13 protein-coding genes are annotated in these 14,641 nt (G+C 44.1%); 7 read left to right on the top strand and 6 right to left on the bottom strand.

The window, feature by feature from the left end; genetic code table 11:
• Nucleotides 1-17 precede the first annotated feature (17 nt).
• Complete coding sequence (locus JHD79_RS03375; protein WP_199117787.1) at nucleotides 18-491, bottom strand: MauE/DoxX family redox-associated membrane protein; 474 nt, start codon at nucleotides 489-491, stop codon at nucleotides 18-20.
• Nucleotides 492-658: 167 nt separating this feature from the next.
• Nucleotides 659-1,528 carry a LytTR family DNA-binding domain-containing protein gene (locus JHD79_RS03370; RefSeq protein ID WP_199117786.1) on the bottom strand — a complete coding sequence of 290 codons (870 nt, stop codon included), beginning with the start codon at nucleotides 1,526-1,528 and terminating at the stop codon, nucleotides 659-661.
• A gap of 95 nt (nucleotides 1,529-1,623) precedes the next feature.
• Here JHD79_RS03370 and JHD79_RS03365 point away from each other — a divergent pair, with 95 nt between their 5' ends.
• Nucleotides 1,624-1,998: a hypothetical protein gene (locus tag JHD79_RS03365; protein WP_199117785.1), complete on the top strand. Its 375-nt coding sequence runs from the start codon at nucleotides 1,624-1,626 to the stop codon at nucleotides 1,996-1,998.
• 114 nt (nucleotides 1,999-2,112) lie between these two features.
• A complete protein-coding gene (locus JHD79_RS03360) occupies nucleotides 2,113-3,510 on the top strand; it encodes a DUF4403 family protein (RefSeq protein ID WP_199117784.1) in 1,398 nt (465 codons plus the stop codon).
• A 94-nt stretch (nucleotides 3,511-3,604) separates the two neighbouring features.
• Here the strand turns inward: JHD79_RS03360 and JHD79_RS03355 are convergent, their stop codons facing one another.
• The 3 genes from JHD79_RS03355 to JHD79_RS03345 all read right to left on the bottom strand — a co-directional run bounded on the left by JHD79_RS03355 (nucleotide 3,605) and on the right by JHD79_RS03345 (nucleotide 5,703).
• Nucleotides 3,605-4,339, bottom strand: coding sequence for a hypothetical protein (locus tag JHD79_RS03355; RefSeq protein ID WP_199117783.1), 735 nt, complete (start codon nucleotides 4,337-4,339; stop codon nucleotides 3,605-3,607).
• A gap of 17 nt (nucleotides 4,340-4,356) precedes the next feature.
• Complete coding sequence (locus tag JHD79_RS03350) at nucleotides 4,357-5,094, bottom strand: hypothetical protein (protein ID WP_199117782.1); 738 nt, start codon at nucleotides 5,092-5,094, stop codon at nucleotides 4,357-4,359.
• 246 nt (nucleotides 5,095-5,340) lie between these two features.
• Nucleotides 5,341-5,703, bottom strand: coding sequence for a helix-turn-helix domain-containing protein (locus tag JHD79_RS03345; protein ID WP_199117781.1), 363 nt, complete (start codon nucleotides 5,701-5,703; stop codon nucleotides 5,341-5,343).
• Nucleotides 5,704-5,859: 156 nt separating this feature from the next.
• Between JHD79_RS03345 and JHD79_RS03340 the strand changes: the two genes are divergently transcribed.
• Both JHD79_RS03340 and JHD79_RS03335 read left to right on the top strand, forming a co-directional pair.
• Nucleotides 5,860-7,557 carry a hypothetical protein gene (locus tag JHD79_RS03340; RefSeq protein ID WP_199117780.1) on the top strand — a complete coding sequence of 566 codons (1,698 nt, stop codon included), beginning with the start codon at nucleotides 5,860-5,862 and terminating at the stop codon, nucleotides 7,555-7,557.
• A 3-nt stretch (nucleotides 7,558-7,560) separates the two neighbouring features.
• Complete coding sequence (locus JHD79_RS03335; protein WP_199117779.1) at nucleotides 7,561-7,869, top strand: hypothetical protein; 309 nt, start codon at nucleotides 7,561-7,563, stop codon at nucleotides 7,867-7,869.
• A gap of 328 nt (nucleotides 7,870-8,197) precedes the next feature.
• Here JHD79_RS03335 and JHD79_RS03330 read toward each other — a convergent pair whose 3' ends face one another.
• Nucleotides 8,198-9,010, bottom strand: a complete 813-nt coding sequence (locus JHD79_RS03330; RefSeq protein ID WP_199117778.1) for a LexA family transcriptional regulator — start codon at nucleotides 9,008-9,010, stop codon at nucleotides 8,198-8,200.
• Nucleotides 9,011-9,080: 70 nt separating this feature from the next.
• On the opposite strand from JHD79_RS03330, the gene JHD79_RS03325 reads away from it, so the two are divergent.
• The 3 genes from JHD79_RS03325 to JHD79_RS03315 are packed head-to-tail and all read left to right on the top strand — an operon-like array spanning nucleotide 9,081 to nucleotide 14,547.
• On the top strand, nucleotides 9,081-9,821 hold the full coding sequence (locus JHD79_RS03325; RefSeq protein ID WP_199117777.1) for an ImuA family protein: 741 nt from the start codon (nucleotides 9,081-9,083) through the stop codon (nucleotides 9,819-9,821).
• 1 nt (nucleotide 9,822) lies between these two features.
• Entirely contained in the window at nucleotides 9,823-11,316 is a 1,494-nt protein-coding gene (locus JHD79_RS03320) for a DNA polymerase Y family protein (protein ID WP_199117776.1), read from the top strand.
• A gap of 3 nt (nucleotides 11,317-11,319) precedes the next feature.
• Nucleotides 11,320-14,547, top strand: coding sequence for an error-prone DNA polymerase (locus JHD79_RS03315; RefSeq protein ID WP_199117775.1), 3,228 nt, complete (start codon nucleotides 11,320-11,322; stop codon nucleotides 14,545-14,547).
• Nucleotides 14,548-14,641 lie beyond the last annotated feature (94 nt).

Below are 14,641 nucleotides of genomic sequence, written 5' to 3'. Positions count from 1 at the left end.
GCGTTGGGCATCTCCTGCTATTCCTGGCCAGAAATATGGGTTTGTGTTAGGTATCGGTCTTTAGTTTGGTAATTTCTACTTCGATTTTTCAATGCTATGGCAGTCGCGGTTATGGTGACAAAAAATATGTTCAGTGCAAGATGCTGTGGCCAGGTCAAGTATTTGACAACGCCACCACAGCTACAGGGTACATAGGCAAATGCGCCAAACAGTACCAGCGCGGTGTAGATCGTAAACAGGCTCATCAATACCAACGATACGTAAAGTCCTGTTAGGCGGCTTCGCTCTATACATAGGCAAAACGCAATAGCTATTTCGCTGCCGGGCAGTAGATATGACAGGAACGGTGTAAGGCTGTTCGGAAAAGGCTGATTGTTCAGATCGTAAACGAAACCTTTAAAATCTAAAATCTTGCTCAACGCCGTGTGGAGAAATAATATCACCAAAAGAATTACCGCGACCTCAACGAATATTTTGCTATGCTTCCTCATAACGTTTGGCTTGTTGGTTCGATGTCAAAGTTATTGGAAAACAGTCATTTAGCACAATAGGTCAAATGGTTGACGGGCATCAAATATTCGGAAAAAGGTATGAAACGATACTTATCTGGGTATGAAACCATACCTAAACCGGTACGAAATGATTTCACAAAAATGGCCTATAGTTTACCTGATAACTGCTCAAAGGAATTTTTAAAGCCGGAAATATAATCCTTCGTTACCTGAAAATAGGTTTGGCTGTGATCAGGCAGAAGATTTGCGTACTTGTGCCTGACGATAATTTGCAAGGTGTTCTTACGGTATCCGGCATAATAGCCCTTAACTATTTTATTGTTGATGATTACGCCCCTGTTGATCTGGCTAAAGCCAAAAGGCACGTAACGTTCGGCAAGGGTAGCGATGGTAAGCGGCACAATGTGTTCAACACCGTTTATCATAAACAGGTTCACTTTTTTCCCATACCGGTAAAAATAAAGCACGTCCTCAAGTGAAAAGCGTATGTGTGTCCCTTTTTGATCTATTACCAGGTCCATATCACCGGTTAAATAGGCGACATCATTTCGATCAGGCTTTTCCTTCCTAATTTCGGCCACGATCTTTCTTTCCGAAAGCAAAAGATAATGTATCAGGTAGTATGCGTTAAAAAGTACGATGAACATCACAATTACCGGAAAGTCGATAAGCAAAAAGCCATTATCTATGATATTCTGACCCAATGTCTCGAAATACAGATAGATAAGGATGAGATCGGTGAAAGCGGGTAATAGGATGCCCAAAACGGATTGAACGGCACTACGCACAAAAGGGCGCTCCCGCCAGTCCAATTCCCTGTCCAACCATAATGTCACATGGTGTATAATGTTCAGCAAAAGCAATGCAACGCAAAAACTGACCGCCAGTGCAGTGTAGAAGGCCGGAGAATGCAGCGCCTTGTGCAACGCAAATGGTTTTCCATGAAAAAGAATATACACTGATGCCACTAACGCTGCTGCCAGGCGCAATTTTTTATTGCGATACTGAACAGTCATAAGGATTTCGAAATAAAATGTTGGTGGGTGTTCGATCTATGCTGTTCGCAAAATTAACTATATTTGTGCATCTCCCTTTATAAAAACCTCTCAATATGTCAACTTTTCAATTCACGCCGAAAGGTGTCGCGGACAAACTTACAGAACTTTATGCCTTACCTGATCATTTACTGAATGTTCAGGCAAATGCCATCAAAACTGATTTCAAGAAATGGATGAAAGAAAACTTTCACCTTAACGCACACCAGGAAACTCATCTCCATGGCACCAATGACCGGGCGGCAAGCGACTATGGTGCGCTATGCGCTATTTGTTTTTCTTATCGGCTACCAATTTCCTTGGTGCAACCAGAACCCTTGCCAGGTTATGCAAAGTGGGTAGTTGCTTCAAGCACCATCGGTATTGAAGCTAACGGCAGCGGGCAAGCAGATGCAAAAGGTGAGGTAATTTTTACAATTGCTTATAGATAGCATAAAAAAAGGCACTTTCTATAGAAAAAGTAACGTTGTTAAATCCAATTCGTTAACTTTACTATACCGAGGCACCTACTAATGCATAAGTTACTAAAAATAAATAACATATGCATGAAAAGCTTTTACATCCTTTCGTTAGTCACTCTTTCAATTTGTGTGACCTCCTGCAAAATTACCGCAATCGAACCCTCTGTTTCTTATAAAGCAAGTCAATATTTCCCAGCAGAGCCGTCAGAAATTAATGTAGTACTAGATGCAGATCTAACGCATTACATTCATCAAGCGGACAATTCATTTCCATTTCGATTTTCCGGAGGAGATGATCCATGCGAGGGACTTCGTTATTCTTATGAAGTAACACGGAATACAATAGATTTTGAAGGCTCAGGAAATGAAATTTCATTAGGACTAAAAATTAAAATCAATTCGTTAAAAGCTACGTATTGTAAAAAATGCGGACGGATTTTAGGAAGAGGTGACTTACGCTGTTTCTTTCCCAAAATTTCTGGAAGTTGCGGAATGGGTGACGGTGACCCAGGTTTTGATATTCTTTATAAATCGAAAATTGATTTTACTCCAAATTATAAGGTGAAAACTCTGACGAGTTTACAAACGTTTAATACCTCGGGAAGCTGTCCAGCCTCTATACTTAGAATTAATGCTTTGCCAACCCTCAAAGATAAATTAACAGGAACGATGATTGATATGGGGAAAAAGGTAGATGAATACATATCGACCATCGACTATCTTTCTAGTGCTAACGAGACTTGGAAAATATTAAACAAAGAAATTTCTATAGAAAATATTGGTTTTATTAAAGTTAATCCCAAACAACTGCGACTAAGCAATATAGAAACAGATAACACACGACTAAGAGTTACTTTGGGTTTAACATGCTTACCAGTTGTCAGTCAAGTTAGCACTCCTTATGCAGATACAAAACTACCCGATTTGACCACCTGTAAAATGGGGGATAATTTTAATATCATAACTGATTTATATTTAGATTACAAAACTTTATCGTCATCTTTAAATAGAATTGTCGAGGGAAAAGAGATTTTTGTAGGGTCAAAAAAATTTAAATTTACAAAAGCGGAAATTTATGGATACGGAAATAATAAAATAATTGTTATGTTGTCGTTTAAAGGTACAAGAAAGGGAACTATTTATTTCACGGGAAGCCCGACATTTGACACAGTCTCACATAAAATAGTAGTTAATGATTTAGACTTTGATATAAAGACCAATAGTCTTTTGCTACGCACAGCCGCATGGATGCTAAATAGTCGAATAACCAATCAGTTGAGGAATGGTGTTCAATATGATTTAAGCGACCTTCTTATTAGAGCGCAATCGTCAATTGAATTAGGACTTTCAAAAAAGATATCGCCTAAAGTTACAAGCAAGTGTCATGTTAACGAAATTAATATTTTAGGTCTTTTTCCAACTTCAGAAAACTTACTAATTAGATCAAAAATACAAGGGGGTTTGTCTCTCCAAATTAGGTGAAGAAAAATTTAATTGCTTTTGTATTATTCAAAATGAAAAGGAACCGCAAAAAATAAGGTTTGCAAAATCCAAAACAAAAAAAATTTCTTTTTGACTATTTATTCTGGAGGATTTTCGCCGATAACGCATTGACGATAGCTTCAGCGGGGCTGTTCTCCGCTCCACCGATGCTACCAGCCAATCCAAAAATCATCATATCCCAATCGGAATCTGTGTTTTTCTTCGGCTTTTTCTTCCCTTTATACGTTGAATATCGCGTAATCGAAGTTACGGTCAAAATCTTTTCTTTTTCCACTGGAGTCAACTCGTTGTCTTGAAGCGTCTGGACTTCATAATTTTTGATCAACGTGTAAAGCGGGGCGAAATCGTCAACGCTAGAATTAAGCGTGATTACCTTGCTGCAAAAATCTTGTAAACTTGCCTTGGCGTATTGGCTAATGCTGGACTTACTGATGGCATCTGATACCGCAGTGATTTCATTTCCGACGAGACTCTGCAAATTAGCCATGGTATTTCTGTTCGTCCCTGCACCGTGGATATTCTGGAATGCGTGATTTGCAGATGCAATCATTTCTACTTCAGTTGCTATACCGGCAACCGATTTATCATGCGTCGTATTTGCAAAATAGGTATCGAACAACTGGTTATGAACTCTCCCAATTTCGTCAAAGGGATTGTCAGAATTACTCGGATCGGTTGCTGTAAGTGAGAAACTGGATGATTCTGACTTGTTCGATAGTTCAAAATTATGCTGAACGGATAAAATCGTTTCAGCTTTATTGCAAGACGCAAACGCTACTGCGAGCGCAAATAGAGCTAATTTCTTCATTTTGAGTGCAATTAAAATTATTTGTTTTGGAGGACTTTGGCAGAAAAAGCAGTGATAATAGATTCAGCTGGATTTTTCTCTATCCCATCTATGCTGCCCGCCAATCCAAAACCCATCATGTCCCAGTCGCTGTCATTATTTTTCTTTGGTTTTTTCTTGCCTTTATAGGTTGAGTATCGCGTAATTGAAGTCACGGTTAAGATTTTTTCTCTTTCAACCGGAGTTAGCTTGCTATCCCCAGCAAGCTGAGATTCATAATTTGCTATGAAGGTAAACAATGGATCAAATTCATCTACAGAAGGGTAAAGCACCACAATCTTGTCGCAGAAATTCTGCAAGCTTGATTTTGCGTATTGGCTAAGGCTGGACTTGTTGATGGCATCTGATACTGCCGTAGTTTCAGTTCCCACAAGGCTCTGCAATTTTGCCGCGGTGTTTCTTGATGTGCTTGCACCACGAATACCCGAAAACGCATGGCTCGCGGCAGCAAGAGATTCTACTTCTGCAGCGATGCCCGCAATAGATTTGTCATGCGTTGTCATTGCGAAATAGGCTTCGAACAATTGATCGTGGACTTTTCCAACTTCGTCAAACGGATTGTTGGGATTCCTGGCGGGGTCAACAGCAACAATCGCTGAATTTGACAGCTCAATCTTGCTAGATAGCGAGAGATCATGCTGAGCAGATAATGTCGTGTTTTCCTTAGCGCATGAAACAAGGGCTAGGGCAATGGTTGATAACAATAGTTTCTTCATTATATGCGAATAAAAGGTTTACCAATCCCGTCTATCACCACTTAAGAATGAGTGCGTTATTCTTAATACAAGAATAAATATACGGACAGCGAGCCGCAATAATGAAATTTATTTTAAAATGAACAAGCTTCTAACCCCTTGGTTATCAAATCGAAAGTTCATCCTAGGCAACTACGATTTTACAGCCCTCAATAAAAAAGAAAAAGACCGCTACGCGGCCTTTTTACTATTCTACTCTGTAAACGCTTAGTTCTTTGTACGTTTTTCGGCTTCTAACAATCTCTCATATAGCTCAACAATTTTATCTATTGGATTAAAGTGGAAAATCGAGTTAAACCCATTGTGACCATTGTTACTGCTGTTGTCTTTAAAGGTAAAGAACAAATTATTGACACGCTCTTCAGAAAAATTCTCAATTGCCTCTGGACTTATATCTAACGCTTCAGCCACCTGTGCCAATTTTTCATCACTAATGGTTTCGTTATTTTCCATTGCGGAAATGGCCTGTTGATTTGTACCCATTTTCTGCGCAAGTTCTTCCTGTTTCATACCTTTTATTTCTCTAATACGACCAATTTTTCGGCCCATATGGTTTTTAGTTGGTGTCATAATTTAAAGGTATTTATTGTATTAGAATTTCATAAATGTAAAAAACTCGTATCATACCGCAAAACTCTGATATTTTACATACTAGAGACTGCTTTACTTGCCGAGGCTAACAAAAATACAATTTTTCAGAAATGTATTTTATGAAATCCTGAAATTATGTACCACAACGTTTTGTCCGCGAAGGACCATCCAGACGCAATTGAACTTGAAAAAGCCGTCGAATTTATCTTGACCTTTTCTTGTGTCACCTCAATTTATTTTTCACCGCACATTGAAGACGACCATAATGCCGGCATAGTGATGGTGATAATTAGCGAAGACAGTCCTCACTCTTGGGATGAACTTAACGAAAGCTACTGGAAAGTATTCGAAACTTTTAAACAATTCTCTTTTAGGGTTTTCAGTGTACAATGGGTTAAGGACGAACTAAAAGACGGCAATCCGTTCTTTGCAATGCACTGTACAAGAAACAGCCTTGTATATTCGACGGAAGAGACGGAGGAATTTGAATTTACAGAGAATCTTAAGAAGAAGCGCTTCCTGAAAAAAGCGAAAAGTAAATTTCAAATAGAGCATCATTGCGCTTTTATTGTGGGAATTGATCTTCGATTTTACCAAAAACAGCGGAATCATCTTCAAGGCGCTTACAACATCCATCAAAATATGAGATTGCTTTTCATTGCCGCAGAAAACTTTCTAACGGGCGAATGGTTAGTCGATCAAGATCTTAGCATCCATCAAATGCACCTTGGCAAATTCTCTACATCGCTTGGAAAAGTCTTTGATAAGGAAATCCCTGAAGATATGGAACTACTTAAACTTCTTAAGGGCGCACGTAGATCAGTACAGTGCGGGGAACAAGTTCCAAATGATCTTTCGGCAGAACTAATTAGGATGGCCGAGGTTAAAAAAGAATGGCTGAGGGCTGAGGTGGACAGACTTTTTAAGGAATGCCTTTGCCGTTGCAAGTTTGAATTTTTCCGCTCAAAAAGCCCATTAATTGCAATCGACAAGTCTGATCCACTAAAACTAGTCGTTCAAATCGTCTCAGGCGCTGTCGACACCCTAGCAATCTATTGTTTTGGTCAACGTAGAACTGAGAGATCCACTTTGAATTTTTTTAAACAAGGCAACGGTGACAACGACTACCAAACGACGCATTACTATCTTTTTTTGATTGTGGATGACTTTCAGGCAGATGCTCCTGGCAATATCGCCTACAATATCAGCGCTCGGACAGCGGGCAGATTTACAGCAACGCTTATAATGCACTCTGTAAAGTCGCTTCGGCAAGCTCACGGTGACCAGCAACATTTTCTGTATCAGGTTATGCAAGGCAGGCTTTTATTTCAAGAAGCAGCAAAGCTGCCGCTCCCGCCGATAGGTAAAACTCCAGCTAGAAATCTGACTGCAGCAAAATCGTATTGGACCGAGCGACAAAACGCGATAGACTTTCTAATGCGGACCGTCAATTCTAGCGGGAGTCGCGCTACTACAATAACGGTTTATTTCATGCAAATAGCTATTGAACAAACCTGCCTTGGCTTGATCCGCGTGTTTCTGGGCTATGCCCCGAACCAATTTTCTTTAAAACATTTATTCGAGCTATGTGAACTCTTTTCAGTGCTGACGGCGGAAGTCTTTCCCAGAAAAACCGACTACGACAAGAAACTGCTTCGAGTTCTTTCCGCGGGTGCAGGAACAATGCGATACGGTATTGCTAACAATTTCTCTCAACATGATTTTGAGGTGTTAAGATGCCGTCAGCACGAATTTGTAAAGCAGGCCCGTAGATTGGCAGAGTTAGAGCTGGAAAGATTACAACAACTGAACGATAAAATTGTAAATACTTGACTGATGAACGATAAGATTAATACCATAGAAGATTTAAAAGAGGTCGCATCTCGCTCGATAAATGTTATAACAAAGTCTGAACACCGTAAACGACGGGGAACAGTGCAAATTACAATGAACAGCTACTCAGAACTTAGCCACTACCTGATCGACGTTATAAAGGTATCAGTAGCCGCCCTTGACGCCGAAGCAGAGAGCGTGACAGAAGTGAGAAACGTTGCATCAGCCGTCAGTGGCGTGCTACAAACGCTGATTGGAATTGTTCCACTAGAAGAAATGGAGTTATTGGACAAAGTTCGCGATCTTCTTTAGATTAAATATTTAAGGTGCAGTATTTTGAAATTAGGGCAAAGCTTCATATATTCGAGAAATCAAATATTTCATACTCGGCTATCGCCGGTTTTCAATTTAACTCGTATAACTTTCAGGTATGATATTATTACGCACAATTTTCATATGCTTATGTTGCCTGTTTTTCTCTTCGTCGATAAGAAAGCGAAATATCTATCCTCATACGATGCCTGCAATCGAAAATGACCGACAGCTTGAATTTGACTTCCAAATGGACTGGATCCTTGAAGATGATTTTTTTATTCCCGGATACTTTCCCGAAAAGCATCTGACTTAGTAAGGCAAACGATTACAGTAATCGACCATTCTTTATAGAGCCGATCTCTCTTTTCATATCCAGCATCATCTTCATCAATTTGTCCATATCTGTTCCGTTTTCCGGTAGTTGTGTGGTGTGCAGGCTATGAAATTGCCAAAGTTCAAGCACTTCGTCGGCTCTGATTTCGTATGGCTCGTAGATGGTGTTGAGCGATTTTAGCAGAAAAGTTTTTTCTTTTAAGGTCACCTGCTTGAAGACAAAATCCTGGTTGGCCTTAAGAATGACAATACACAATGTTTCGGGCTTAATTGCTGTCCAGTTTTCCACGTACCGGCAAATGATATCGCTTCCTTCGGGAATCGGCAGCATGCTGTCGCCTACAGTGGGGAACATTCTGAAAGTCCCTTCTTTTGGCAGGTTGGGCAAACTGAATTTTGGCAGGGTTGCCAGAAATTCGGGATCGTTATGGCCGGCGGCGTATCCAGCCTTTGCCTTGATCGGAACATACTCCATGTTTTCGCGGTTGCTCTTATCTACCGTAATCGCCAAGACTCTGATGTTGCCGCCCGCAAGATAGACGTCATTTCCGGCCTCCAGATCGCGGAGTTTCAGTTCACCCAGTTTTTCCAGGTTTACTTTCAGCAGTGTGTCGATACTAACCTTAAAGAAATCGGAGAACCTGTACAGGTCTTCAACCGGTGGATTGATTGTCTTGCCGCTTTCATGCGCTGCCAGCTTCGATCTGGAAATTACTAATTTTAAAGAAAGTTCTTCCTGGCTCATTTTCTTCCGGTTACGCAAAAATTTGATGTTGCTACCCCAAAAAATATTTTGATTTGTCATTTTACTTTGATACTATTGAGAACATACTTTTGTTCTTATTAGAAACAAATATATAGAATGCAAGTGAAAAATGGAAAGCAGGATCGAAAAAATAGAGCTGGTGCGCAGGCTGCAAAAGGAAATAGACGCTTTGCAGGGTTTGGGAAAATCTATTGGCAGAACAGCGGAAGGTGGATTTCAGCCCTTTGAATCTGCCTTTCCTGACCATACTTTCCCAACAGGGACAGTGCATGAGTTTATCAGTTATGAATCTGGTGAAGCCGCATCTACGAACGGTTTCATCGCCGCGATTGCTGGAAAGCTGATGGTCAGAGAAGGCATTTGCCTATGGATCGGCGCAGGACGGAAACTGTTTCCACCGGCGGTAAAAAATTTCGGGATCGATCCAGAACGGATTGTTTTTTTGGACCTGCATAGGCAGAAAGACATACTATGGTGCATAGAAGAATCGTTAAAATGCGAAGCGCTTACCGCCGTGGTCGCGGAAATCAGAGAAGTTGATTTCTCTCAGTCCCGCCGGCTAATGCTGGCTGTTGAACGCAGTGGCGTAAGCGGTTTCATCCACCGCCATCAGCCGTTAAAGGAAAATACGATTGCCTGTACCACGCGCTGGCGGATAAGTCCGCTCAGTACTGTCTCCAGTGAAGGTTTGCCGGGCATTGGCTACCCGCGTTGGGACGTACAGTTGCTCAAAGTGAGGAACGGAAAGCCAAGTGCATGGCAGATAGAATGGTCGGAAGGAAATTTTGAGCAGTTCGACAATAAGCTTTTCTCGCTCCCGTCAACTTTCGAAGAACGCAAAATCGTGTGACATGGCAAGATTTGCATCTATATGTTTTCCACACCTGCTGACCGACTTTGTCTCCCGCAAACAGCATCGTCTTCAGTCCATGCCTTTCGTACTGGCTGCGCCACATCACGGCCGTATGGTAATCAAGGCGGCAAATTCCTTGGCGGAAAGCCAGGGCGTGGGCTGCGGGATGGTTGTAGCCGATTGCAAAGCCATCCTTCCAGAGTTGGAAATACTGGATTATGAGCCAGGAACAGAAGTAAAACTGCTCTCTGCAATAGCCGAATGGTGCATACGCTATACGCCATTGGTCGGAGTAGACGAGCCAAATGGCCTGTTTCTTGACACCAGCGGCTGTGCCCATCTCTGGGGCGGAGAAGAGTCCTATCTCGAGGACATACAGAGAAAGCTAGTCGCTCTCGGATATGATGTGCGCGGTGCGATTGCCGATACCATCGGAACGGCTTGGGCCGTAGCCCGTTTTGGGCGGGAACCATCCATCGTGGGCACCCAGCAGCAGTTGCAGGCATTGCAAGCATTACCGCCGGCAGCCCTGCGTCTCGAACCGCAGGTGCTGAGCCGAATGAAAAAATTGGGTCTGCACCGCACTGCCGATTTTATTGCGATGCCACGTCCTGCGCTGAGAAGACGCTTTGGACAAGGCCTGCTAGATAGAATAGAGCAAGCGCTCGGGCAACTTCCTGAAGTCATAAAACCGGTGAAGCCAGTCGATCCGTATCAGGAACGGCTGCCGAGCCTGGAACCCATCCGCACAGCAAAAGGAATTGAAATCGCCTTGCAGGAACTGTTGCAGATGCTCTGCAAACGCCTCGAAAGCGAGGGTATGGGATTGCGCACCTGCATTTTTTCCGCTCATAGGATTGATGGCAATATCCAACAGATACAGATCGGCACAGGCCATCCCTCTTTTAATATTGCGCACCTCTTTAAACTTTTCGAACTGAAGATAGCGACGCTGAAACCCGATCTGGGTTTTGAACTTTTTGTCATCGTGGCCCCAATTGTCGAGCCGGCAAATGACAAACAGGATGCACTTTGGGAAACTTCTTACCAGAATGACATGAAGGTAGCAGAACTGTTGGACAGGCTGGCGGGAAAAGTCGGCAACGGCCATATCCACCGCTACCTGCCCGACGAGCACCACTGGCCTGAACGGTCCATCAAGGAGGCAGGTGCATTGCACGAAAAAGCCGACACATCTTGGCGTGATGACCTACCACGCCCAATTCACCTGCTGCCAAAGCCTGAACGGATTGAAGTGACGGCCCCGATCCCGGACTATCCGCCGATGCTGTTCCGCTATAAAGGTGAACTGTACCATGTCGCAAAAGCTGAAGGGCCAGAACGGATCGAGCAGGAATGGTGGCTTGCCGAAGAACTGTATCGGGACTACTACTGCATAGAGGATGAAAAAGGAAATAGATATTGGCTTTTCCGGTCAGGCCCATACGATCTGGGCCGCCCAGAATGGTTTATTCACGGTTTTTTTGCTTGAGAAATGGCTTATACAGAATTACAAGTAACAACGAACTTTAGCTTTCTACGTGGCGGATCACATCCCGAGGAGATGGCCCTGCAGGCCGCCGAACTTGGCTATGACCGGATTGCCATTACCGACCACAATACGCTTGCAGGTGTTGTCCGGGCACATGTCGCGGCAAAAAAAGCGGGCATCGGCATTATCATCGGATGCCACTTGGAACTGTTGGATGGGCCGCCCCTGTTGGCTTATCCGACCGACCGTGAAGCTTATTCAGGGCTGTCTGCGCTACTCTCTGAAGGCAATCTCCGTGCTGAAAAAGGCCAGTGTCATTTGTACAAAGCTGACGTTTATAGATATAAGAAAGGAATCCGGTTTATCGCGGTTCCACCATTTTCCCTGAATACCGCTTTTGACTTTAACGATGATTTTAAATCTTCACTGCAGGAATACCGCCAAGCTCTGGGCAGGGCGCTGTATCTAGGAGCCAGCCGTTCCTATCAGGCCAATGACAGCAAAAGGCTATTCCGTTTGCAACAGCTGTCCGAACGCTTTGACATACAATTGGTCGCGGTCAACGATGTCCATTACCATCATCCGGAACGTAGGCAATTGCAGGATGTGCTGACCTGCATCCGCGAAAAATGTACGATCTACAATGCAGGCTTCCGCCTGTATCAGAATTCTGAACGCCACCTAAAGCCGATTGCGGAGATGGAAAGGCTCTTTCGCCAACATCCGGGTGCGCTTGCCGCGACACAGGAAATTGCCGATACCTGCCAATTTTCACTCGATAGTCTGGAATACGTGTATCCCGAAGAAATCACGTCCGGGGGACGCACGCCACAGGAAGAACTGGTCATGCTGGCATGGCAGGGTGCCCACGAAAGGTTTGGGGAAAACATTCCTTCCGGTATCAGACAAGCCATCGATCACGAGCTCGAATTCATGGAAAGAAAAAACTATGCGCCCTATTTCCTTACCGTATATGATCTTGTCAAATTTGCCAGAAGCAGGGAAATTCTCTGTCAGGGGCGCGGTTCTGCCGCAAATTCCGTAGTCTGCTACTGCCTCGGGATTACCTCCGTCGACCCTTCCAAGTTTAAGCTGCTGTTTGCACGTTTTATGAGCGATGCGAGGAACGAGCCGCCCGATATCGATGTGGACTTTGAGCACGAACGGCGTGAGGAAGTCATCCAGTATATCTATGAAAAATATGGACGTGACCGTGCAGCGATCGTCGCGACCGTTACGCAGGTTCACCAAAAGGGAGCCATCCGCGATGTCGCAAAAGCCATGGGCCTTTCAGTTGATGCCGTCAACCGGTTATCCTCTTCGGTTTGGGAATTTACGGATGAGTGGATTGACGGTGAGCGCATTTCATCGGAAGGTTTCGATGCGCAAGATCCAAACCTGGTGAAAGTGCTTCAGTTAACCAGTCAGTACATTGGTTTTCCCCGACAGCTGGGACAGCATACGGGTGGTTTTGTGATCACACAGGGCAAACTGTCCGACCTTTGCCCGATACTCAATGCCAGGATGGAAAAACGAACCAACATCGAATGGAACAAGGACGACATCGAAGCATTGGGTTTTCTTAAAATAGATGTTCTGGCCCTGGGCATGCTCACCTGTATCCGTAAGGCATTCGACCTTGCAAAGCAGCACTATGGACTGGACCTGACATTGGCAAAAATTAACGAAAAGGATGACCCGAAAGTATATGAAATGATCAGCCATGCCGACACGCTCGGCGTATTTCAGATCGAGAGCCGTGCCCAAATGTCGATGCTCCCCCGACTTAGGCCCAAGTGCTTCTATGATCTGGTAATCGAAGTGGCCATAGTACGGCCCGGTCCGATACAGGGCGATATGGTCCACCCATATCTGAGGAGGCGAAGTGGGCAGGACCCGGTTGAATATCCATCCAAAGAACTTGAAGAAATACTGGGCCGCACACTCGGCGTGCCGCTCTTCCAGGAACAGGCCATGGAGATTGCTATTGTTGCGGCAGGTTTTACTCCAGCTGAGGCAGATGGTCTGCGCCGGAGTATGGCGACGTTCAAAGCGAAGGGCAAGGTCAGCGACTGGGAAATAAAGCTTGTTGAGGGAATGGTGGCCAAAGGCTATGATGAGGAATTTGCGAAACGCGTTTTCCGCCAGCTGGAGGGGTTCGGATCTTATGGATTCCCCGAGAGCCACGCGGCAAGTTTTGCACTTCTGGTCTACGTATCATCGTGGATTAAATACTATTACCCAGACGTGTTTGCGGCCGCGCTGTTAAACTCGATGCCAATGGGCTTCTATCAGCCCGCACAGATCGTGATCGATGCACGTAAACATGCTGTTGAGGTTAGACCTGTAGACATTAATCATTCCCAATGGGACAATACGCTGGAAGAACAATCTGGCCCCTACCGCGCTTTGCGGTTGGGTTTCCGCCAGATAAAAGGAATCCGGGAAGACGACATGCAACTGTTGACAGCCTCCCGTAATGGGGCATTTCAGAATATTAATGCACTTTTGGATGCTGGTGTTCCGCTTGCAGCACTGGAAAAACTGGCCGATGCAGATGCATTCTGTTCCATAGGGCTCGACCGCCGACGGGCGTTGTGGGAAGTTTCCGCACTTTCGGACAGTCCCATAGGCATGTTTGAAGGACAGCCTTCCGAAAGCCGAGACGAACCCCAGCTTTCGTTACCGTTGCTCACCGATGCGGGACATGTAATCGAGGACTACGCCACTATGGGACTGTCGCTCAAAGCGCATCCGGTGAGTTTTGTGCGTGGGCAGCTGGACACGCTCCGCGTTACCCGTACGGGAGATTTGAGCAAGCTGGCAAACGGTGGGATAGTAAAAGTTGCCGGGCTGATTACCGTGCGTCAAAGACCTGGAACGGCAAAGGGCGTGCTCTTTGTGACTATTGAGGACGAAAGCGGATTCGCTAATCTGGTTATATGGGAAAAAACCTTTGAAAAATACCGCAAGGAAATTATACAGGCTCGTTTGTTTATGGTGGAGGGAAAGGTGCAGATAGAAGGTGAAGTGATCCACGTCATCGCCGATAAATGTTTCAATCTTTCCAGCCTGCTTAAAAACATGGCTATCGACCGCGACAAGGAGCCAAACGTGCTCACACTTTCGAGGTCGGACGAGAATAATGGGCCTTATATGCACAATCAGAAAACAGTTGCCCAGAAGACCGAACCGGAAGATATTTTCTATAAGGGAAGGAACTTTAGATAAAAATAATTTTATCCAATCCAAAAACATCAATTTCACTATAACGCCGACCGTTAGTGGTATCGGACTCAAAACCTAAAATTTTTCGCCATCCCTA

Source organism: Pedobacter sp. ASV28 (assembly GCF_016428855.1).
In the GTDB taxonomy this organism is placed as follows: Bacteria; Bacteroidota; Bacteroidia; order Sphingobacteriales; family Sphingobacteriaceae; genus Pedobacter.
This window is presented reverse-complemented; position numbering and strand designations above follow the sequence as displayed.

What these genes read in the sequence shown, in the direction of transcription:
- JHD79_RS03375 (WP_199117787.1), bottom strand. Translation starts at nt 491, where the DNA reads ATGAGGAAGCATAGCAAAATATTCGTTGAGGTCGCGGTAATTCTTTTG.
- JHD79_RS03370 (WP_199117786.1), bottom strand. Translation starts at nt 1,528, where the DNA reads ATGACTGTTCAGTATCGCAATAAAAAATTGCGCCTGGCAGCAGCGTTA.
- JHD79_RS03365 (WP_199117785.1), top strand. Translation starts at nt 1,624, where the DNA reads ATGTCAACTTTTCAATTCACGCCGAAAGGTGTCGCGGACAAACTTACA.
- JHD79_RS03360 (WP_199117784.1), top strand. Translation starts at nt 2,113, where the DNA reads ATGAAAAGCTTTTACATCCTTTCGTTAGTCACTCTTTCAATTTGTGTG.
- JHD79_RS03355 (WP_199117783.1), bottom strand. Translation starts at nt 4,339, where the DNA reads ATGAAGAAATTAGCTCTATTTGCGCTCGCAGTAGCGTTTGCGTCTTGC.
- JHD79_RS03350 (WP_199117782.1), bottom strand. Translation starts at nt 5,094, where the DNA reads ATGAAGAAACTATTGTTATCAACCATTGCCCTAGCCCTTGTTTCATGC.
- JHD79_RS03345 (WP_199117781.1), bottom strand. Translation starts at nt 5,703, where the DNA reads ATGACACCAACTAAAAACCATATGGGCCGAAAAATTGGTCGTATTAGA.
- JHD79_RS03340 (WP_199117780.1), top strand. Translation starts at nt 5,860, where the DNA reads ATGTACCACAACGTTTTGTCCGCGAAGGACCATCCAGACGCAATTGAA.
- JHD79_RS03335 (WP_199117779.1), top strand. Translation starts at nt 7,561, where the DNA reads ATGAACGATAAGATTAATACCATAGAAGATTTAAAAGAGGTCGCATCT.
- JHD79_RS03330 (WP_199117778.1), bottom strand. Translation starts at nt 9,010, where the DNA reads ATGACAAATCAAAATATTTTTTGGGGTAGCAACATCAAATTTTTGCGT.
- JHD79_RS03325 (WP_199117777.1), top strand. Translation starts at nt 9,081, where the DNA reads ATGGAAAGCAGGATCGAAAAAATAGAGCTGGTGCGCAGGCTGCAAAAG.
- JHD79_RS03320 (WP_199117776.1), top strand. Translation starts at nt 9,823, where the DNA reads ATGGCAAGATTTGCATCTATATGTTTTCCACACCTGCTGACCGACTTT.
- JHD79_RS03315 (WP_199117775.1), top strand. Translation starts at nt 11,320, where the DNA reads ATGGCTTATACAGAATTACAAGTAACAACGAACTTTAGCTTTCTACGT.